12 protein-coding genes and 2 pseudogenes are annotated in these 19,063 nt (G+C 68.0%); 6 read left to right on the top strand and 8 right to left on the bottom strand.

Going from position 1 to position 19,063, the window contains the following annotated elements; translation table 11 throughout:
• From J5F18_RS05835 to J5F18_RS05825, 3 genes and pseudogenes are all read right to left on the bottom strand, one after another.
• Positions 1–395 (bottom strand): annotated as a pseudogene (locus J5F18_RS05835) (tRNA 2-thiocytidine(32) synthetase TtcA); the annotation flags it as partial.
• A gap of 83 nt (positions 396–478) precedes the next feature.
• Positions 479–1,105: a 3'-5' exonuclease gene (locus J5F18_RS05830; protein ID WP_346301375.1), complete on the bottom strand. Its 627-nt coding sequence runs from the start codon at positions 1,103–1,105 to the stop codon at positions 479–481.
• 44 nt (positions 1,106–1,149) lie between these two features.
• Positions 1,150–2,970 (bottom strand): putative nucleotidyltransferase substrate binding domain-containing protein, encoded by a 1,821-nt coding sequence (locus tag J5F18_RS05825; protein WP_346301374.1) that lies wholly within the window; start codon positions 2,968–2,970, stop codon positions 1,150–1,152.
• A gap of 561 nt (positions 2,971–3,531) precedes the next feature.
• On the opposite strand from J5F18_RS05825, the gene J5F18_RS05820 reads away from it, so the two are divergent.
• From J5F18_RS05820 to J5F18_RS05805, 4 genes are all read left to right on the top strand, one after another.
• Complete coding sequence (locus J5F18_RS05820; protein ID WP_346301373.1) at positions 3,532–3,792, top strand: DUF4212 domain-containing protein; 261 nt, start codon at positions 3,532–3,534, stop codon at positions 3,790–3,792.
• Between the two features lie 6 nt (positions 3,793–3,798).
• Positions 3,799–5,595 (top strand): sodium:solute symporter family protein, encoded by a 1,797-nt coding sequence (locus tag J5F18_RS05815; protein ID WP_346301372.1) that lies wholly within the window; start codon positions 3,799–3,801, stop codon positions 5,593–5,595.
• Positions 5,596–5,709: 114 nt separating this feature from the next.
• Positions 5,710–6,228 carry a hypothetical protein gene (locus J5F18_RS05810; RefSeq protein WP_346301371.1) on the top strand — a complete coding sequence of 173 codons (519 nt, stop codon included), beginning with the start codon at positions 5,710–5,712 and terminating at the stop codon, positions 6,226–6,228.
• Positions 6,229–6,296: 68 nt separating this feature from the next.
• Positions 6,297–10,244 carry a NahK/ErcS family hybrid sensor histidine kinase/response regulator gene (locus J5F18_RS05805; protein ID WP_346301370.1) on the top strand — a complete coding sequence of 1,316 codons (3,948 nt, stop codon included), beginning with the start codon at positions 6,297–6,299 and terminating at the stop codon, positions 10,242–10,244.
• A gap of 178 nt (positions 10,245–10,422) precedes the next feature.
• On the opposite strand, the pseudogene J5F18_RS05800 reads toward J5F18_RS05805, so the two are convergent.
• The 3 genes and pseudogenes from J5F18_RS05800 to J5F18_RS05790 all read right to left on the bottom strand — a co-directional run.
• Positions 10,423–11,049, bottom strand: a pseudogene (locus J5F18_RS05800) (response regulator transcription factor); the annotation flags it as partial.
• 190 nt (positions 11,050–11,239) lie between these two features.
• The gene (acs, locus tag J5F18_RS05795) at positions 11,240–13,189 is read right to left on the bottom strand and encodes an acetate--CoA ligase (RefSeq protein WP_346301369.1); all 1,950 of its coding nucleotides are present in this window, start codon (positions 13,187–13,189) and stop codon (positions 11,240–11,242) included.
• A 175-nt stretch (positions 13,190–13,364) separates the two neighbouring features.
• Positions 13,365–13,925, bottom strand: a complete 561-nt coding sequence (locus J5F18_RS05790; RefSeq protein ID WP_346301368.1) for a SprT-like domain-containing protein — start codon at positions 13,923–13,925, stop codon at positions 13,365–13,367.
• Between the two features lie 99 nt (positions 13,926–14,024).
• On the opposite strand from J5F18_RS05790, the gene J5F18_RS05785 reads away from it, so the two are divergent.
• Positions 14,025–14,669 (top strand): YecA family protein, encoded by a 645-nt coding sequence (locus tag J5F18_RS05785; RefSeq protein ID WP_346301367.1) that lies wholly within the window; start codon positions 14,025–14,027, stop codon positions 14,667–14,669.
• Between the two features lie 39 nt (positions 14,670–14,708).
• Here J5F18_RS05785 and J5F18_RS05780 read toward each other — a convergent pair whose 3' ends face one another.
• Entirely contained in the window at positions 14,709–15,830 is a 1,122-nt protein-coding gene (locus J5F18_RS05780; RefSeq protein ID WP_346301366.1) for a phospholipase D-like domain-containing protein, read from the bottom strand.
• A gap of 98 nt (positions 15,831–15,928) precedes the next feature.
• Between J5F18_RS05780 and plsB the strand changes: the two genes are divergently transcribed.
• Positions 15,929–18,391, top strand: a complete 2,463-nt coding sequence (gene plsB / locus J5F18_RS05775; protein WP_346301365.1) for a glycerol-3-phosphate 1-O-acyltransferase PlsB — start codon at positions 15,929–15,931, stop codon at positions 18,389–18,391.
• Here the strand turns inward: plsB and J5F18_RS05770 are convergent.
• Positions 18,392–19,063: class I SAM-dependent methyltransferase (locus J5F18_RS05770; protein ID WP_346301364.1), on the bottom strand; the 672-nt coding region annotated here is incomplete at its 5' end.

Raw genomic sequence — 19,063 nt, 5'->3', positions numbered from 1 at the left:
TAGGTGTCGCGCTCGAGGATGTGATACTCGACGCCGATCGAGTCGAGGTACTCGGGCAGCACCCGCTCGGGAAACCCCGGCTGCTTCTGGTCGAGGTTGACCGCCACCAGCGAGAAGTTCACCGGTGCGTTGCGCTGCAGGCTGCGCAGGATCTCCAGCAGGGTATAGCTGTCCTTGCCGCCGGACAGACACACCATCACCCGGTCGCCCTCGTGGATCATGCCGTAGTCGATGATGGCATGGCCGACCTGGCGCCGCAGGCGCTTCTGCAGCTTGTTGAACTCGCGCCTGGCCCGGGCGTCGAGGGTCGGCGAGGCGGCCTCGTGCTCGAGGGGCCCGGCCGCGGCGGCGGCCTCGTCAGGGTCACGGGGGTCGAAGGTCACGGCGTCTTGCATGGGTCTTGGCGCTGCCAGTGCGGGCGGAAAATGACGGGCGCCATCCTACCACTCCGGGCGCCCCGAGGCGACGCCGCCGCCGCTCAGCAGAAGCGCCGCGCCGCGCTGGCCTCGCGATCCAGCCGCAGGAACATCAGCGCCGTGGTCACCGCATTACCCAGGGCGGTGTGACGCCCCATCAAGGGCACGTCCAGCAGCTCCGCCACCTTCTCGAAGCGTGGCGCGCGCTCCACCTCCGGGTGGAGACGCCGCAGCCGGCGCAAGTAGCTCTGGGCCACGTCGATGGTGGCGTTGGGCAGGTCGAACCCGAAGCGCGGGCGCAGCTCACGGTTGAGAATCGCCAGGTCGAACTCCAGGTGCCAGCCCACCAGCGGGCGGTTGCCGACGAATTCGAGCAGGCGCTCCAGCGCCTCCTGTACCGAGGCGCCCCCTTCCAGGTCGATGCCGCGCAGGCCGTGGATGCGGATCGAGTCGCCGGAGAGCGAGGCCGGGCGCGCCAGGCGCAGGTTCAGCGACTCGCTGGTCAATACCCGGTCGCCGCGCACCTTGACGGCGGCGATGGCAACCAGCTCGGCGCTGCGGGTGTCGAGGCCGGTGGTCTCGGTATCGATAACCACCAGCTCGTCCCCGGTGTAGGGATGGAAAAGCCAGGCGTAATCGCCGTTGGCGTGTCGGCGCCGGTCGGCGGCGCGCCGCAGGGCCTTGATCATGACGGGGTCTCCTTGTGTCGTTGTCGTTCCTTCGGACGTCGGCATCACGAATACTCCAGGTGAAAGCGGTGCGAGAGGCGCTGCTTGAAGTCCTTGACGATATGCAGCGCCTCGCGCAGCAGGTCGCGCTCCAGCGAGGAGAGCTCCTGCACCACCACGCGGTCGGGCCGGCGCTCGTCGCCTTCGCCGTCCAGGCGCGCCAGCTGCTGCTTGAGCCGCAGCTCGGTGAACAGCGACAGGGCCTCGCCCAGGTCCTCGGCGAAGCGCGGCTCGAGCCGGCCGTCCGCCGCCAGGGCGTCGAGCCGCTCCAGGGTGGAGGTGGGCCGGATGCGCCGCTCCAGGGCCATCACCCGCACCCCGTGGACGATGGGGAAGATCCCGCCCTTCTTGATGTCGATGCCGTGCTGGGGCCGCTTGAGGGAGCCGAACAGGGTCAGCGGCGTCGAGAAGTGCTGGATGGTGCGGGCAAAGTAGGAGAGCAGCAGCTCGTCGCCGGAGCAGCGCTCGAAGAGCTCGTCGCGCACGCGGTCGAGCAGCGCCGGATTGCCGGCCACCGCATGGGAATCGAGCATGATGGCCAGCCGCATCAGGCTGTCGCCGTCGCGCTTGGCGGCCCATTTGGCGATGCGCCCACGCCACTGGCTCTCGGTGCCGACCCACTCGGGGTTGGACACCATGATATGGCCCGGACAGGGCGGGTAGCCCAGCTCGATCAGGGTCTCGGTGAGACGCTGCATCTGGGCGGCACAGTCGGGCCACTCCAGGTCATCGGCCAGGATCAGGCCGTTGTCCTGGTCGGTCTTGAGGATCTGCTCGCCGCGCCCCTCGCTGCCCATCACCATCAGACAGCTGTCGTGGTGGTAGCGTTCATCGACCAGGAACCCCCAGGCCTTGTTGATGATCCGCCCGTTCAGCGCCGCCAGCAGGCCCATGGCGAAGCGCAGCTTGACCCCCTGGGCCATCAGCGCCTTGACCAGCTCGGGGGTACGCCGGCTGGCGGCGGCCAGGGCCTCCAGGTTGGCCGCCTGCTCCACCTGCAGGCTGACCACATAGCTGCGGCTCGAGAAGTAGCTGAGCACATCGGTAAGCTCGACGACGCCGACCGGGCTCGCCTTCTCCACCACCACCACCCGCTCCACCTTGTGGCGGGTCATGATCACCAGCGCCTCGAACAGGTACTGCCCGGGCGTCACCGTGATCAGCTCGGCGCTGCCGATGCCGTTCAGGGCGCTGTCGCGGTCGCGCCCCTCCACCACCAGGGCGTTGAGCAGATCGCTCTTGGTCACCATGCCGGGCCCGTTATCGCTGGCGACCAGCAGGCTGTCGGCGTGGCGCTCGTTGATGGTCCCCACGGCCTCGGCGATGGTGGTGGCCGCCGGCACGATCAGCGGCTCACGCATGCACTCGTCGACGCGGGCCAGCATGAAGCCGGCCATGGTCACCCCCCCCTCGGCGCGTTGTTCGGTCAGCAGGCGCGCCTTGTGGGTCAGGGTCTGGCGGAAGAACTCGGCGAAGGGCGGATAGTCATCGCACAGCTGCAGGAACAGCGCCTTGGGCAGCAGGTAGCAGAGGCTCTCCTGCTCGGCCCGGAAGCGGTAGCGACTCTTCCCGTTGAGAATACTGATTGCGCCGAACAGGTCGCCGCGAGTGTAGTGGCCGAGGCGCGCGCGGGCCGCGGGCAGGGTGGTATCCAGCTCGGCCACCTCGCCCTTGTGGATGAGGAAGACATACTCACCGGGCTGGCCGGTCTCGAGGATGATCTCGTCACGGTCGAAGTAGGCCAGGTCCACGCCCTGGCGGACCCGCTCGCGACCGGCCTCATCGAGCAGGGTGAACGGCGGTTGGGAAAGATCGACCTCGACCATGGTGCTGACCTCGCGGGCGGCTTCCCGCCATGGGCGTCGGCTCCCGCCTCCGTCCGCCTGGGGGTGGCGAAACTGGCGCAACTGGACGACGCGGGCGGGAACGGCATCAGGGCCGCCACCAGATTATTGTTGGGCGCCGGAGACGCGCCGAGGGCGGCTCCGGATGTCCTTCCCGAGGGTGGACTAGGGGGCAGCATAGCAACGCCCCCTTTCCCCTTATAAGCTAGACGTTCGTCTCCCTCTTGAGTCCTTAGACCATCGTCCAACACCCATAAGAACTAGACGAAAGTCACAGACAACGACCTCCTATACCATCGTCCTAAACTCGCCCGCCTCCATCCGGTAACAGCCAAGAAACAACAACTCAAGATATTGAAAAGCGGGAATTTCATAATCACATATTACATCGGTTTTATCTCATGATACGAAAGTCTGGGATTCATTTTCGCCACTCATTGCCCACTATCCAACAGGCGTCATGCAGGGCAATCGCACGACCCATAACCGCTAGACCCCACAAGCTTACCAACCCCCCACCAATAACAAGTGGAGAACGCAAACATGGCAGAAGAGAAAATCGATTCGGCCGACTACTGGAAGGCGAACGTGCGCCTGATCATGGGATGCCTGGCCGTCTGGGCCTTCGTTTCCTACGGCCTGGCCATCCTGCTGCGCCCGCTGGTTGCCTTTATCCCGATCGGCGGCACCGACCTCGGCTTCTGGTTCGCCCAGCAGGGCTCCATTCTCACCTTCATCGCGCTGATCTTCTTCTACGCCTGGAAGATGAACAAGCTCGATCAGAAGTTCGGCCTGGGGGAGTAAGCCAGCATGAGTCAGTTTGCCATCAACCTGCTGTTCGTAGGGGCCTCCTTTGCTCTCTACATCGGCATCGCGATCTGGGCCCGAGCGGGTTCCACCAAGGACTTCTATGTGGCGGGCGGCGGCGTCCACCCGGTGACCAACGGCATGGCCACCGCCGCCGACTGGATGTCCGCGGCGTCATTCATCTCCATGGCCGGCCTGCTGGCCGCCGGCGGCTACGCCAACTCATCGTTCCTGATGGGCTGGACCGGCGGCTACGTGATCCTGGCCATGCTGCTGGCACCCTACCTGCGCAAGTTCGGCAAGTTCACCGTCCCGGACTTCATCGGTGACCGCTTCTACAGCACCACGGCACGCACCGTGGCCGTTGCCTGTCTGATCATCGCCTCGGTGACCTACGTCATCGGCCAGATGACCGGCGCCGGCGTGGCCTTCTCGCGCTTCCTGGAGGTCTCCAATACCTGGGGCATCTGGATCGCCGCCATCATCGTCTTCCTCTACGCCGTGTTCGGCGGCATGAAGGGCATCACCTACACCCAGGTGGCCCAGTATGTGGTGCTGATCATCGCCTACACCATCCCGGCGGTGTTCATCGCCTTCCAGCTGACCGGCAACCCGATCCCGATGTTCGGCATGTTCAGCACCCATAATGAATCCGGCATGCCGCTGCTGGAGAAGCTGAGCGAAGTGCTGGTGGCGCTGGGCTTCCAGGACTATGCGGCCGACGTGGACAACAAGCTCAACATGGTGCTGTTCACCCTCTCGCTGATGGTGGGTACCGCGGGCCTGCCCCACGTCATCATCCGCTTCTTCACCGTGCCCAAGGTGGCCGACGCACGCTGGTCCGCCGGCTGGGCGCTGGTCTTCATCGCCCTGCTCTACCTTACCGCCCCGGCCGTGGCCTCCATGGCGCGCCTCAACCTGCTGACCACCATCTACCCGGATGCGGCAGGCCAGGTGGAGAACTACGAGGAGGCGATGGCCAACCCGATCCTCTATGAGGACCGTCCCGAATGGTTCCGCACCTGGGAGGACACCGGCCTGATCGTCTTCAACGACCTCAACGACGACGGCCGCATCCAGTACTTCAACGAGGCCAACCCGGACTTCGCCGAGACGGCGGCAGAGCGCGGCTGGGAAGGCAGTGAGCTGTCAGTCAACAACGACATCCTGGTACTGGCCAACCCCGAAATCGCCAACCTGCCGCCCTGGGTCATCGGCCTGATCGCCGCCGGCGGTATCGCGGCGGCACTCTCCACCGCAGCGGGTCTGCTGCTGGCCATCTCCTCGGCCATCAGTCACGACCTGATCAAGAAGACCATCAACCCCGGTATCTCCGAGAAGGGCGAGATGCTGGCGGCGCGGATCTCCATGGCCGGGGCCATCCTGCTGGCGACCTACCTGGGGCTCAATCCGCCCGGCTTCGCGGCACAGGTGGTGGCGCTCGCCTTCGGTATCGCCGGCGCCTCGCTCTTCCCGGCGCTGATGATGGGGATCTTCTCCAAGCGGGTGAACGACAAGGGCGCCATCGCCGGCATGCTGGCCGGTCTGATCTCCACCCTGGTCTACATCTTCACCTACCTGGGCTGGTTCTTCATTCCCGGCACCAACATGCTGCCCAACACGCCGGACAGCTGGATCCTGGGCGTCTCGCCGCTCTCCTTCGGTGCCATCGGTGCCATGATCAACTTCGCCGTGGCCTTCGCCATCTCCAACGTGACCGAGGCGCCGCCGAAAGAGATCCAGGAGCTGGTCGAGAGCGTGCGCTATCCCAAGGGGGCCGGTGGTGCCGTCGACCACTAACCACCCGGGGCTTTCTGGGCCATAATGGCCCCCTGGCCCGGCAAGCCGGGCCAGTCAACTCCCACCGCTCGGGCTTCCCTTGGGAAGCCCGAGCGCTTTGAGCAAGGACACTTCATGATTTGGCATCTGATCGCGGCCATCTTCGCCGCCCTCGCAGCTGCCGGCATTGCCCTGGTGCTGCGCGCCGCCAGCGGCAAGCGGCTACCGCGCTGGATCATTCCCGTCTTCGCCGGCCTCGGCATGCTGGGCTACCAGATCCACTACGAGTACTCCTGGTTCTCCCACAAGCAGGCCCAGCTGCCGGAGAGCGCCACGGTGGTCGACGTGGAGCGCGGTGCCGCCTTCTGGCGCCCCTGGACGCTGGTCTTCCCGATGAACACCGCCTTCAGCGTCGTGGATCGCAACAGCATGGCGGTGCGCGAGGTGAACGGCGAGCGCGTGGTGGAGTACATCCGCTACCGCTTCGAGAAGCAGCACGTGGACCTGGTCACCCACCAGGCCTGGCTGATGCGCTGCGAGAGCCGCGAGACCCTGCCGCTGGTGGGCGAGGAGCGCCGACCGCGCTTCGATGCCATGCGAGCGATCGACGAAGGCGACGCCCTCTACCGGGCGGTCTGCCGTCAGGAGAGCTGAGGCCCCATCGCCTGCCTTCCCGGGTCACATTCCCCTAGAATGGGACCCAGACTCGAGGGAGGACACCCATGTTTTCAGGCTGGCTGCTGGTTGCCGTCTCACTGCTCTACATCGCCGTGCTGTTCGGCATCGCCTGGCGGGGAGATCGGCATGCCAGGGAGCACGGTTCCAGCCATCGCCGCCCCCTCATCTACAGCCTGGCGCTGGCCATCTACTGCACCTCCTGGAGCTTCTATGGGGCCGTGGGCCAGGCCGCCACCGGCGGCTGGTCCTTTGCCAGCATCTACGTCGGGCCGATCCTGACCTTCCTACTGTTCTGGCCGGTGCTGGCCAAGATGATCCGCGTCGCCAAGCACCAGAACGTCACCTCCATTGCCGACTTCATCGCCTCACGCTACGGCAAGACCCAATCGCTCGCCGCCTTCGCCAGCCTGGTGGCACTCATTGGTACCCTGCCCTACATCGCCCTGCAGCTGAAGGCGGTCTCCACCTCGTTCAGCGTGCTCACCGACGCCGGCGATCCCACCAACGCCCCGCTGTTCGCCGATACGGCCTTCTACGTGGCGGTGGTGATGGCCGCCTTCGCCATCCTCTTCGGCACTCGACATACCGACGCCACCGAGCACCACGAGGGGCTGATCCACGCCGTGGCCTTCGAGTCGCTGGTCAAGCTGCTCGCCTTCCTGATTCTCGGCGCCTACGTCACCTGGGGGATGTTCGGGGGCCTCGGCGAGCTCTTCGCCCAGGCGGAGGGGCAGCTGGAGCTGCAGCGGCAGCTGGCCCAGCAGGACTTCGGCCAGAGCTTCTGGGCCCAGACCCTGCTGGCGATGCTGGCGATCCTCTGTCTGCCGCGGCAGTTCCATGTGGCGGTGGTGGAGAACACCCACCGCGACGATGCCGCCAAGGCGCGCTGGCTGTTTCCCCTCTACCTGGTGGCCTTCGCCTTCTTCGTGCTGCCGCTGGCCGCCGCCGGTCTGACCCTGTTCGCCGATAGCGGCATCGAACCCGATACCTATGTGCTGGCGCTGCCCATGGCGGCGAACAACGAATGGCTGACCCTGCTGACCTTCATCGGCGGCTTCTCGGCGGCCACCGGCATGGTGATCGTGGCCGCGGTGGCGGTGTCGATCATGATCTCCAACGAGATCGTCATCCCGGCACTGTTCCGGCTGCGCTGGTTCGACACCAAGGCCCGCGACTACGGCCGCCTGGTGCTGCGCGCCCGACGGGTTACCATCGCCGGGGTGCTGGCCATGGCCTACGGCTTCTACCAGCTGATCGGCGAGTTCACCTCGCTGGCTTCCATCGGCATGCTCTCATTTGCCGCGGCGGCCCAGTTCGCCCCGGCATTGATCGGCGGCCTCTACTGGAAGCGAGGCAACCGCCTGGGCGTGATCATCGGCATGAACGCCGGCTTCGCCATCTGGGCCTACAGCCTGCTGATGCCGGCCATGATCACCGCCGGGGTGCTGCCCATGGCCTGGCTCGATGGCGGCCCCCTGGGACTGGCCTGGCTCGCTCCCACCTCGCTGTTCGGGCTCAATGTGGGCGATAGCTTCACCCACGGCGTGATGCTCTCGCTGGGCGTGAATCTGTTCTGCTACATCTTTGTATCCCAGGTGACCTCCCAGCGGGTGGTGGAACGCATCCAGGCCTCGCTGTTCGTGGACAGCGTGGAGACTCGCCAGACCTCGGTGAATCGTCCCTGGACCGGGGCCACCACCGTGGGCGATCTCAAGGTGCTGTGCGAGCGCTTCCTGGGCGCCGGCCAGGTGCAGCGCGCCTTCGATGACTATGCGCGACGCAGCGGCAAGCCGCTGGAGGACGGCACCCGCGCCTCCATCGACGTGATCCAGTTCACCGAGCGCTTCCTGGCCTCGGTGCTCGGCGCCTCCTCGGCGCGGATCGTGGTCAACTCGGCGCTGCAGGGCCGCGGCATCGGCATCTCCGACGTGATCTCCATCGTCGACGAGGCCTCCCAGGTGCTGGAGTTCAACCGCGCCCTGCTGCAAGCCACCATCGAGAACATCAACCAGGGCATCAGCGTGGTGGACCAGAACCTGCGCCTGGTGGTGTGGAACCAGCGCTATCTGGAGCTGTTCCGCTTCCCGGACCACCTGATCCGGGTCGGCGCCCCCGTCGACAAGATCTTCCGCTACAACGCCCACAGCGGCGAGTACGGCCCCGGCGATCCCGAGGAGCACGTCCAGCTGCTGCTCGACAATATCCGCGAGGGGCAGCCCCATCGCTACGTGCGCTACCGCCAGGACGGCAGCGTGCTGGAGGTACAGGGCAACCCCATGCCGGGCGGCGGCTTCGTCTACACCTACCAGGACATCACCCAGCAGAAGCGCATCGAGGAAGCGCTGATCCGCTCGGAGAACAATATCCGCATCTACACCGACAACGTGCCGGCGCTGATCGCCTACTTCGACAAGGAGTGCCGCTACCTCTTCACCAATCGCGCCTACGAGCAGGCCTTCAACATCGACCGCAACGCGGTGATCGGCAAGCGGGTGCAGGACGTGATCAGTGATGAGATGGCCCGCGAGCGCGAGCCCTGGATCGCCCGGGCGCTGGCTGGCGAGCGGGTCAGCTTCGAGGTCTCGCTCAGTCTGCCCGAGGGGCGCCGCTACATGCTGGTGACCTACACCCCCCACTTCGGCGACAGCGGCGCGATCCTCGGCTTCTTCGCCCTCTACCAGGACATCACCGAGCGCCGCCTGGCAGAGATCGCCCTCAAGGAGACCAACGAGACCCTGGAGGAGCGGGTCCGCGAACGCACCCAGGCGCTCTCCGAGGCCAACGCCGCCCTGCGCCAGGAGAACCGGGTGCGCGCCGAGGCCGAACTGGCGCTGCGCCAGGCCAAGCAGGTGGCCGAGGACGCCAACGCCTCCAAGACGCGCTTCCTGGCCGCCGCCAGCCACGACCTGCTGCAGCCGCTCAACGCCGCCCGGCTCTTCACCTCGGCACTCTCCCAGGAGATGGACGCCGACGACATGAGGCGCACCATCGGCCATATCGACAACTCGCTGCAGGCCGCCGAGGAGCTGCTCGGCACCCTGCTCGACATCTCCAAGCTCGATGCCGGCGCCCTGACCCCCAGGCGCAGCCACTTCGCCCTGGCGGACATCATCCGCCCGTTGCGCGCCGAGTTCGAGGTGATGGCCGAGGAGCGCGGCCTCGACCTGATGGTGGTGCCGACCCGCGCCTGGGTCGACAGCGATCCCCAGATGCTGCGCCGGATCATCCAGAACTTCCTCTCCAACGCCCTGCGCTACACCCAGGAGGGTCGGGTGCTGCTGGGCTGCCGCCGCCAGGGGGAGCGGCTCTCCATCCAGGTGTGGGACTCGGGCCCGGGAATTCCGGAGTCCAAGCAGGCGGAGATCTTCCAGGAGTTCCGCCGCCTCGACCAGGCGTCACGCCACAAGGAGAGCGAGAAGGGGCTGGGGCTCGGGCTCTCCATCGCCGACCGCATGAGCCGGGTGCTCGACCACCCCATCGCGGTCCGCTCCAAGGAAGGTTCAGGCACCATGTTTGCGGTCAGCGTGCCGCAGGTGGCCGCGCGCAGCGAGGCGCAGCAGGCCGAGGAAGCCGCCTCGCCCAGGCGCGCCGGCAACAAGCTGGTCGGCACCCGGATACTCTGCATCGACAACGAGACACTGATCCTCGAGGGCATGAAGGCGATGCTTTCGGGCTGGGGCTGTGAGGTGTTTACCGCCACCAGCATCGGCGGCGCCAAGTCGGTGCTGCGCCACCTGGACGGCGACCCGGATGCGATACTCGCCGACTACCACCTGGACAACGAGGTGACCGGCCTGATGGCACTGGAGGCACTCAGTGAGCGAATGGTGGGCGCGGTGCCCGGCATCGTGATCACCGCCGACCGCACCGAGGAGGTCGCCGAGGAGATCAAGCGCGCCGGCTACCAGCTGCTGCTCAAGCCGGTGCGCCCCGCCGCCCTGCGCGCCCTGCTAACCCGCACCCTGCAGGCCAGCCGGGCGCCTAGCGCCTAGCGCCTAGCGCCTAGCGCCTAGCGCCTAGCGCCTAGCGCCTAGCGCCTAGCGCCTAGCGCCTAGCGCCTAGCAGGATGATGCCACCGCTGGTGCCGGTTCCAACGAAAAACCCGCCGAAGTTTACCTCCGGCGGGATTTTCGTTTTCTTCCTCAACACCTGCCGTCCGTTGCTGAGCGGCTGGGCGGCGATCACCGCCTGGGTGCGGGAGTGCACGCCCAGCTTGCGCAGGATGGCGGTGACATGAGCCTTGATGGTCGCTTCACTGACGTTGAGCTCGTAGGCGATCTGCTTGTTGAGCAACCCCTCGGTGAGCATGTTGAGCACCCGGAACTGCTGCGGAGTCAGGGAGGCGATCGCCTCGGCGAACTTGGTCTCCTCCTCGTTGGTCTCGCCCATGGCATCGGCCATCTCCGCCGGCAGCCACACCTCGCCGTCGAGGATCTCCCCTACCGCCTCGGCGATCAGCTGCAGCGATGATGACTTGGGAATGAAGCCGGACGCACCATAGTCGATGGCGCGACGCACCACATAGGGCTCATCGCTGCCCGAAACGACCGCCACCGGGATATCCGGGGTCTGACCTCTCAGCTGAATGAGACCGGAAAACCCATGCGCTCCCGGCATATGCAGGTCGAGCAGGATCAGGTCAGCGTCGGGGTGGCGGGTGACCACCTCGGCGGTGGCCTCCATGGTATCGGACTCGACGATCTCGGCCTGGGGCGCCAGCTGACGCAACGCCTGGGTCAGAGCTGCACGGAACAGCGGATGATCATCGGCGACGATGAATTTCTGGGCAAAGGCCATGGATTCTCCTCCGGTTCCTCGGGCAGCAGGCCGCGGGCCGCTACGCTGGGCTCTTCCAATTGTTGACCCGCATGTTACCCCATGCCATAGCCGATTCCCAAGCGCCGCCGAGACATTGTCGACAACATTGACCTCGTGCAGAAAAAAGCCGGCCACGGAGGCCGGCTCGATCGGGTGATACACCCGCCGATCAGCGAATGGCACGGTTCTCGATCAGGTCGTCGACCACGCTCGGGTCGGCCAGGGTGCTGGTGTCGCCGAGGCCGTCACACTCGTTGGCGGCGATCTTGCGCAGGATGCGGCGCATGATCTTGCCGGAGCGAGTCTTGGGCAGGCCCGGGGCCCACTGGATGACGTCCGGCGAGGCGATCGGGCCGATCTCCTTGCGCACCCACTGGGTCAACTCCTTCTTGAGCTCGTCGGTGGGCTCCACGTCGCCGGTCAGGGTGACGTAGATGTAGATGCCCTGGCCCTTGATATCGTGGGGGAAGCCCACCACGGCGGCCTCGGCCACGGCCTCGTGGGCTACCAGCGCGGACTCGATCTCGGCGGTCCCCATGCGGTGGCCGGAAACGTTGATCACGTCGTCGACGCGGCCGGTGATCCAGTAGTAGCCGTCCTCGTCGCGGCGGCAGCCGTCGCCGGTGAAGTAGACACCCTTGTAGGTGGAGAAGTAGGTCTGCACGAATCGCTCATGGTCGCCCCAGATGGAGCGCGCCTGCCCCGGCCAGGAGTCGGTGATCACCAGGTTGCCGTCCACGGCGCCCTCGAGGGCGTTGCCCTCGCTGTCGAACAGCGCCGGCTGCACGCCGAAGAACGGCAGGGTGGCGGAGCCCGGCTTGAGCGGCGTGGCGCCGGGCAGCGGCACGATCATGATGCCGCCGGTCTCGGTCTGCCACCAGGTGTCGACGATCGGGCACTTCGAGTTGCCGATCACCCGGTAGAACCACTCCCAGGCCTCGGGGTTGATGGGCTCGCCCACCGAGCCGAGGATGCGCAGGCTGTCGCGCTGGCTGGAGTCCATCACGCCGTCGCCATGAGCCATCAGCGCACGGATGGCGGTGGGCGCGGTGTAGAGGATGTTGACCTGGTGCTTGTCGACGATCTCGCCCATGCGGCCATGGCTCGGATAGCTGGGCACGCCCTCGAACATCAGGGTGGTGCCGCCGTTGGCCAGGGGGCCGTAGACGATGTAGCTGTGGCCGGTGACCCAGCCCACGTCGGCGGTGCACCAGTAGACCTCGCCCTCCTGGTAGTCGAAGACGTACTGGTGGGTCAGGCTGGCATAGACCAGGTAGCCGCCGGTGGTGTGCTTGAGGCCCTTGGGGGCACCGGTGGAGCCGGAGGTGTAGAGGATGAAGAGCGGATCCTCGGCGTTCATCTCCTCGGCCGGGCAGTCGGCGGACTGCCGGTCGACCAGGTCGCCGTACCAGAGGTCGCGGCCCTCCTTCCACTCGACCTCGCCGCCGGTGCGCTTGACCACCAGCACGTTCTCGCACACCTCGGTGCCCTGGCGGGTCAGGGCCGCATCGACGTTGTCCTTGAGCGGCACCTGCTTGCCGCCTCGCACGGACTCGTCGGCGGTGATCACCAGCTTGGAGTTGGCGCCGATCACGCGCTGGGCCAGGGCGTCCGGGGAGAAGCCGCCGAACACCACCGAGTGCACCGCCCCGATGCGGGCACAGGCCAGCATGGCCACGGCGGCCTCGGGGATCATCGGCATGTAGAGGGTCACCACGTCACCCTTGCCGATGCCGAGCTCCTTGAGGGCGTTGGCCAGCTTGCCGGTGCGCTCGTGCAGTTCGCGGTAGCTGATATGGGCGGAGTCGTTGGGGTCGTCCCCTTCCCAGATGATGGCGGTCTGGTCGCCGCGGGTCTCCAGGTGACGATCGAGGCAGTTGACGCTGGCGTTGAGGGTGCCGTCCTCGAACCAGCGGATGTCCACGTTGTGCGGATCGAAGCTGGTGTGCTTGATCTTGGTCGGCGCCTTGATCCAGTCGATGCGCTTGGCCTGCTCGGCCCAGAAGGTATCCGGATCCTCCACGGACTGCTGGTACATCGCCTGGTACTTCGCCTTGTCGGCCCAGGCTTTGGCGGCGATGTCGTCGCGCACCGGATAGACGTTCTGCTGATCGCTCATGGAAGTGCCTCTGTCCTTGGGTTGGCCCCGTCTGGTGAGAGTGAAGCCGGGGGGCTTGGCTTGATGTTGTGTGGTAGCCCGCCGGCGCCAGTTAAGGTGAAACCAGCATACTCCCTGCCAGGCGCGGCTTCCCCTAGACATTGGTATGAGCATTTTTCCCAATTACAACAATGGGTTAGATACTGTTTTCAAACACCCCCATGCCAAGATAGACCAAGGTCTGAGCACAGTGGCGACAGCGATAGCGGCGCCCCTGGCGCACCAGGGCATGGCGCCGCGCCGAGAAGGCGTGCTCGCGACAGTCGCAGGTGTAGCGGTGCGGCGCGGGGCTCGCCCGGCCGGTATCGAAGCGGTGAGTGGTGCGCGGCACCAGGCCGAAGAGCTCGCGCATCACCGTCTGCCACTCGCGGCCATGGGGGCGGGTCAGGTGTCCCTCCTCCAGGTGGTGGACCAGCCAGTGGGCCATCTCGTGGGGTACCACCTCGACGAGGAAGGCGAGACGGTTCTCGGCATAGAGCACCGGATTGAAGCGCAGCCCGCCACGGCCGAAGTGGGCCTGGCCGGCACACTTGCCGCGCAGGTCGCACCAGACGGCGGGAAGCGGCAGCCCAGGGTGCACCTCGCGACACAGCCGCCAGGCGGCCGCCACCCGTTCGTGCAGGGCGGCATGCAGCGCCTTGCGGTCGAGGTCGGCGAGGGCAACGGGATCGGGGTCGGGCAGCGCGGGTCGGGACATGGGATGCTAGAATGCCCCCTCACCCCGCAGGCGACAAGCGCCGTTCCTGCCCCCCGAGTGAGCGCTCTGCGAAGCGCGCCAGAGAGTGTGAGTGCGACGATGTCCGATACCCCGCAGCCCGAACCCCTGCTCGACGATGCCGAGCTCGACCGTCTCGACGACTTCCTGGCCTCCGAGCGGGTCGGTGAGGATGCGCTGGACCTGATCGGCAGCCACGGCTTCCTGGTAGCGCTGGCGGTGTCGCCCCGCGAGGCGACACCGGCCGCCTGGGTGGCGGAACTCTTCCAGGGCGAGCCGGAGTTCGCCGGCGATGCCGAGCGCGAGGAGATCCTGGGCATCATGGAGCGGCTGCGCCGCAATGCCATCGCCGCCCTGGAGCAGGGGCTGCTGCCGGAGCTGCCCTTCGAACTCACCCTGGACGGCCTGCCCGCCGAGGAGACCCCCGTCGGCGACTGGTGCGCCGGCTTCATGGAGGGCGTCTTCCTGGATGAGGCGGCCTGGTTCGAGGAGGATGAGGAGGCCGCCGCCACCCTGCTGCTGCCCTTCATGGCGCTCTCGGGGCTGTTCGACGACGAGCCCGACATGGCCGAGTTCATCGGCGACGGCACGCGCCTGGAGGGGCTGGTGCGCCAGCTGCCCGAGCTGGTGCTGGACCTCTACCTGCACTATCGCGTCCCCCCGGAGACCCCCAAACCGACCCCGCGCCGGAAGAAGCCGGCCGGACGTGGCAAGGGGCAGCGGTAAGCGCCGAGCGCTAGGCGCTCGGCGCTCGGCGCTCGGCGCTTACCGTAATCGCGTCAGCATCCCGTCCAGGCTGCCGAACAGCCACTCCTTGAGGCGCTGCCAGCGCGAGCGCCGCGACCAGGCCAGCCGTTCGATCTCGTGGCTGGCGGCGAAGTTGCGCTCGAAGAGTTCGGCCACCTCGGCGGCGAGGCGCGCATCGGCCACCTCCTGGTTGGCCTCCAGGTTCCAGTGCAGGCTCCAGTGGTCGAAGTTGCAGGAGCCGAGGCTGACCCAGTCGTCGGCCAGCGAGAACTTGGCGTGAATGAAGGTGGGCTGGAATTCGTAGATGCGCACCCCGGCCCTGAGCAGGCGCCCGAAGAAACGCTGACCGGCATAGCGCACCCCGGGGTGGTCATGGGCGTCGCCGGGCAGCAGCAGGCGCACGTCCACGCCGCGTCGCGCCGCCCGGGCCAGGCGCAGGCGCAGGCTGAAGGTGGGCACGAAGTAGGGCGTGCAGATCCAGATCCGCTGGCGGGCGCCGGAGACCTGCTGCTGCAGCGAGTGGCGGATCGCCTGGTAGCGGTAGCCCTGTCCCCAGACCACCCGCCCGCGCATGCCGCGGTAGCCCTCCGCCTCCCGGGGGACGGTGGCCAGGCCGCGCACGAGACCCGCCCGGCCGCTGCCGCGGGTCAGCGGCGAGTCCCACAGCCGGCAGAACAGCCGCACCCAGTCGGCCACCACCGGCCCCTCGATGCGCATGGCCACCTCGTACCAGGCGTCGAGGAACTCGTCCACGGCGCCGAAGCCGCCGGTAAAGGCAACCCGACCGTCCACCACCACCAGCTTGCGATGGTCGCGGGTCAGGTTGCGCGCCAGGGAGTGGAAGCCCAGCGGGTTGAAGAAGCGCAGCGCCACCCCGCCGCTCTCCAGCCGCTCGCGATCCTCGCTCGAGAGCCCCATGGCCCCATAGCCATCGAGCAGCAGCATCACCGTCACGCCGCGGCCCGCCGCCTTGACCAGGGCGCCGATCAGCGCCGAGGCCAGCCGCCCCGACTCCATCAGATAGAGTTCGATCAGGATCGATGTCTCGGCCTGCTCCAGCGCCTCGAACATGGTCGGCAGGAACCGACTCGCCTCGGGCAGCAGCTCGAAGTGGTTGCCGTCTCTCCATATCCCGTGCATGGCGGTATCCCTGTCCCGACGCGCGTGCGGCCTGACCCGCGGCCTCCCCGAAGACTATACTGGCCTTTCCTCTCCCTTTCCTGCGCCGAGGCAAACGGATGGCCTTGCTGCACACCCTGAACACTCCCCTGCACGCGCTCATGACCCGGCTGATCGCCGCCTGGGTCCGGCCGCGCCTGATCGAGCCCGCCCCCGAGGCGCTGGACCTGGACCCGGACCGGCCGGTGCTCTATGTGCTGCCCCGCCCGGCCTGGAGTGACGCCTGGCTGCTGGCCTCCCTGACCCGCCTACACGGGTTGCCCTTCGCGGGTGGTCGACGGCAGATCGGCGAGGTGCCGGCGGCGGCCTGCCTCGCCTTGCCGATGCCCCGCCGGCGGATGTGGCAGCGACGCCTGCGCGCCGAGGCGCCCTTCCGCTCGCTGATCGAACATCACCTGGCGGCCGGCGACCAGGAGGTCCAGCTGGTCCCGGTGAGCATCTTCTGGGGACGCGCCCCCGGCAAGCGCTTCGGCTTCTGGCACCTGGTCGCCGCCGACAGCTGGCGGCTCACCGGCCACCTGCGCCGGGCCCTTTCGGTGCTGGTCAATCGACGCAGCGTGGAGGTCCACTTCGGCGCGCCGCTGCGCCTCGGCGACCTGGTGGGAGAAGGCGACCGGCCGGCCGAGGCGGAGCTGATCAACCGCAAGGCGGCGCGGCTGCTGCGGGTGCACTTTCGCCGCGTGCGCACCCGGGTGCTGGGTCCCGACCTCTCCCACCGGCGCACTCTCATCGAGGGGGTGGCGCTCAGCCCCGAGGTGCGTGAGGTGATCGAGTCGCTGGCCGCCGAGGGGCGACCGTCGGCGGCGCGCCTGCAGCGCCGCGCCCTGCGCTACGGCCGCGAGATCGCCTCCAACATGACCTACCCGGTGCTGCGTTTCATGGACGGCCTGCTGCGCCGACTGTGGAACCGGCTCTACGACGGAGTCGACGTGAGCGGCCTGGCGCGGGTCAAGGCCCTGGCCGGGGACCACACCCTGGTCTACGTGCCCTGTCACCGCAGCCACATCGACTACCTGCTGCTCTCCTATGTGCTCTACCACGACGGCCTGATGCCCCCGCACATCGCCGCCGGACGCAACCTCGACATGCCGCTGATCGGCCCCCTGCTGCGCCGCGGGGGCGCCTTCTTCCTGCGCCGTAGCTTCCGCGACAACCGCCTCTACGGCGCGGTGTTCAACGAGTACCTGCACCGGCTGATCTCGCGCGGCCACCCGCTGGAGTATTTCATCGAGGGCGGACGCTCGCGCAGCGGGCGCATGCTGCCGGCGCGCCCCGGGATGCTGGCCATGACCCTGCGCTCCTTCCTGCGCAGCACGGCCGCCGGCCACCACCAGCCGCTGGCCTTCATCCCGGTCTATATCGGCTATGAGCGGATCATCGAGAACGCCAGCTACCAGCGCGAGCTGCGCGGCGGCAAGAAGCGCCAGGAGAGCCCGCTCGCCCTGCTGCGGGTGCTGGGCCAGCTGCGCCAGCCCTTCGGCCGGGTCGCGGTCAACGTAGGCGAGCCACTGCTGCTGGCCGAGTTCCTGGACCGGGAGGTGGGCCAGGGCTGGCGCCAGGCGCGCGACACGCGCCCCGAGTGGCTCGGCACGCTGGTGCCCCGGCTGGGCGAGACCCTGTGCCGGCGCATCAATGCTGCGGCCGCCCTCAACCCCATCAACCTGGTGGCGCTGGCGCTGCTGGCCACGCCCCACCACGCCATCGAGGCGCGCCTGCTGGAGCGCCAGCTCGCGCTGCTCGCCGAGCTGCAGCGCCGTCTGCCCGGCGCCGCCCATGCCAGCCTGCCCTCGGGAACGCCCGCCGAGTGGATCGACCAGGCCCTGGCGCTGGGCATGGTGGAGCGCCGCGAGCATCCGCTGGGCGACATCATCCTGGCCGATGCGGCCCAGGCGGGCCTGCTTGGCTGGTACCGCAACAACGTCCTGCACCTCTTCGCCCTGCCGGGACTCGTCGCCTTCGCCTTCCGCCACCAGCCGACCCACCGCCTGGAGGCGCTGGCGGCGCTGCTCGCCCCGTGCTGGCCGATCCTCGCCCGGGAGCTGATGGTGGAGCCGCCGACCTCCCTGCGCGAGGCGCTATCGGCGATGCTGGCGGTGCTGGAGGAGCTGGGGCTGCTGGCAGCCAGCGAGGCGGGGTGGACGCGCCCCGACGAGCCGCTGGACGCCGGCGAGTGCCTCGACCTGCTGGGCCAGCTGATGCAGCCGTCGCTGGAGCGCGGCTACCTGCTGCTCGCCGTGCTGCTCGACGCCGGCCCCGGGCGCCTCACTGCCGAGGCGCTGGCCGACCGGACGCGGCAGCTGGCCGAGCGGCTGGCGCTGCTCTCGGGACGGGACGCCCCGGAGTTCTTCGATACCCGGCTGTTCGTGAGCCTGGTGGAGAGCCTGGAGCAGGAGGGTTGGCTGTGGCGCGACGGGGAGCGCCTGGTCTTCGACGACCGCCTGGGCGACGCCGCCCGCCACTCGCGGCGGCTGTTCGACCCCACCCTGCGCCATCGCCTGCAGCTGGTGGCCCGCCCGGCCTGATCAGCCCGCCTTGAGGGTCCGGTGCACGTAGAGGTCGTAGCGGCTGGTCTTGCCCTCGATCACATGGCGCGGAGGCGGCCCTTCAATGGGAGGCGCCTTACGCGGCCGCTTGACCACCACCCGGTGAGTGGCCACGTCCAGGGCCGCCTGCAGCAGCCGCGGGGCGTCGGCGTCGTCGCCGGCCAGGGTGCGGAACAGGCGCATCTCCTTCTTGACCAGCGCCGACTTGTCACGGTGGGGGAACATGGGGTCCAGGTGGATCACCTGGGGCGGAAAGCCGGCCGCCGCCACCAGGGCCGCCAGCTGGCTGGTCGCATCGCCCTGGGCCAGCTGCATGAGCGCGGCGATCTCGGCGGTCTCGGCGTCCGCCCGGGCGCGGGCCAGGCCATCCTCGAGCAGCGCGACGATTGCCGCGACCCGCTCCACCAGCAGCACCGGCGCCCCCAGGCTCGCCAGTACGAAGGCGTCGCGCCCGAGCCCTGCCGTGGCGTCCACCACCGCGGGCGTCACCCCCTGGCCGAGCCCGCAGGCGCGGGCGATGAGCTGGCCGCGCCCGCCGCCGAAGCGCCGCCGATGGGCCGCGCGGCCGGAGGCGAACTCCACCGCCAGGGGATGACCGTAGCGCTTCTCGTCGCCGGCCAGCACCAGGCGGCCATCGCGCCACTCGAGGGT

This window comes from Halomonas sp. BM-2019, from assembly GCF_017584085.1.
This window is presented reverse-complemented; position numbering and strand designations above follow the sequence as displayed.

What these genes read in the sequence shown, in the direction of transcription:
- J5F18_RS05830 (WP_346301375.1), bottom strand. Translation starts at nt 1,105, where the DNA reads ATGATCAAGGCCCTGCGGCGCGCCGCCGACCGGCGCCGACACGCCAAC.
- J5F18_RS05825 (WP_346301374.1), bottom strand. Translation starts at nt 2,970, where the DNA reads ATGGTCGAGGTCGATCTTTCCCAACCGCCGTTCACCCTGCTCGATGAG.
- J5F18_RS05820 (WP_346301373.1), top strand. Translation starts at nt 3,532, where the DNA reads ATGGCAGAAGAGAAAATCGATTCGGCCGACTACTGGAAGGCGAACGTG.
- J5F18_RS05815 (WP_346301372.1), top strand. Translation starts at nt 3,799, where the DNA reads ATGAGTCAGTTTGCCATCAACCTGCTGTTCGTAGGGGCCTCCTTTGCT.
- J5F18_RS05810 (WP_346301371.1), top strand. Translation starts at nt 5,710, where the DNA reads ATGATTTGGCATCTGATCGCGGCCATCTTCGCCGCCCTCGCAGCTGCC.
- J5F18_RS05805 (WP_346301370.1), top strand. Translation starts at nt 6,297, where the DNA reads ATGTTTTCAGGCTGGCTGCTGGTTGCCGTCTCACTGCTCTACATCGCC.
- acs (WP_346301369.1), bottom strand. Translation starts at nt 13,189, where the DNA reads ATGAGCGATCAGCAGAACGTCTATCCGGTGCGCGACGACATCGCCGCC.
- J5F18_RS05790 (WP_346301368.1), bottom strand. Translation starts at nt 13,925, where the DNA reads ATGTCCCGACCCGCGCTGCCCGACCCCGATCCCGTTGCCCTCGCCGAC.
- J5F18_RS05785 (WP_346301367.1), top strand. Translation starts at nt 14,025, where the DNA reads ATGTCCGATACCCCGCAGCCCGAACCCCTGCTCGACGATGCCGAGCTC.
- J5F18_RS05780 (WP_346301366.1), bottom strand. Translation starts at nt 15,830, where the DNA reads ATGCACGGGATATGGAGAGACGGCAACCACTTCGAGCTGCTGCCCGAG.
- plsB (WP_346301365.1), top strand. Translation starts at nt 15,929, where the DNA reads ATGGCCTTGCTGCACACCCTGAACACTCCCCTGCACGCGCTCATGACC.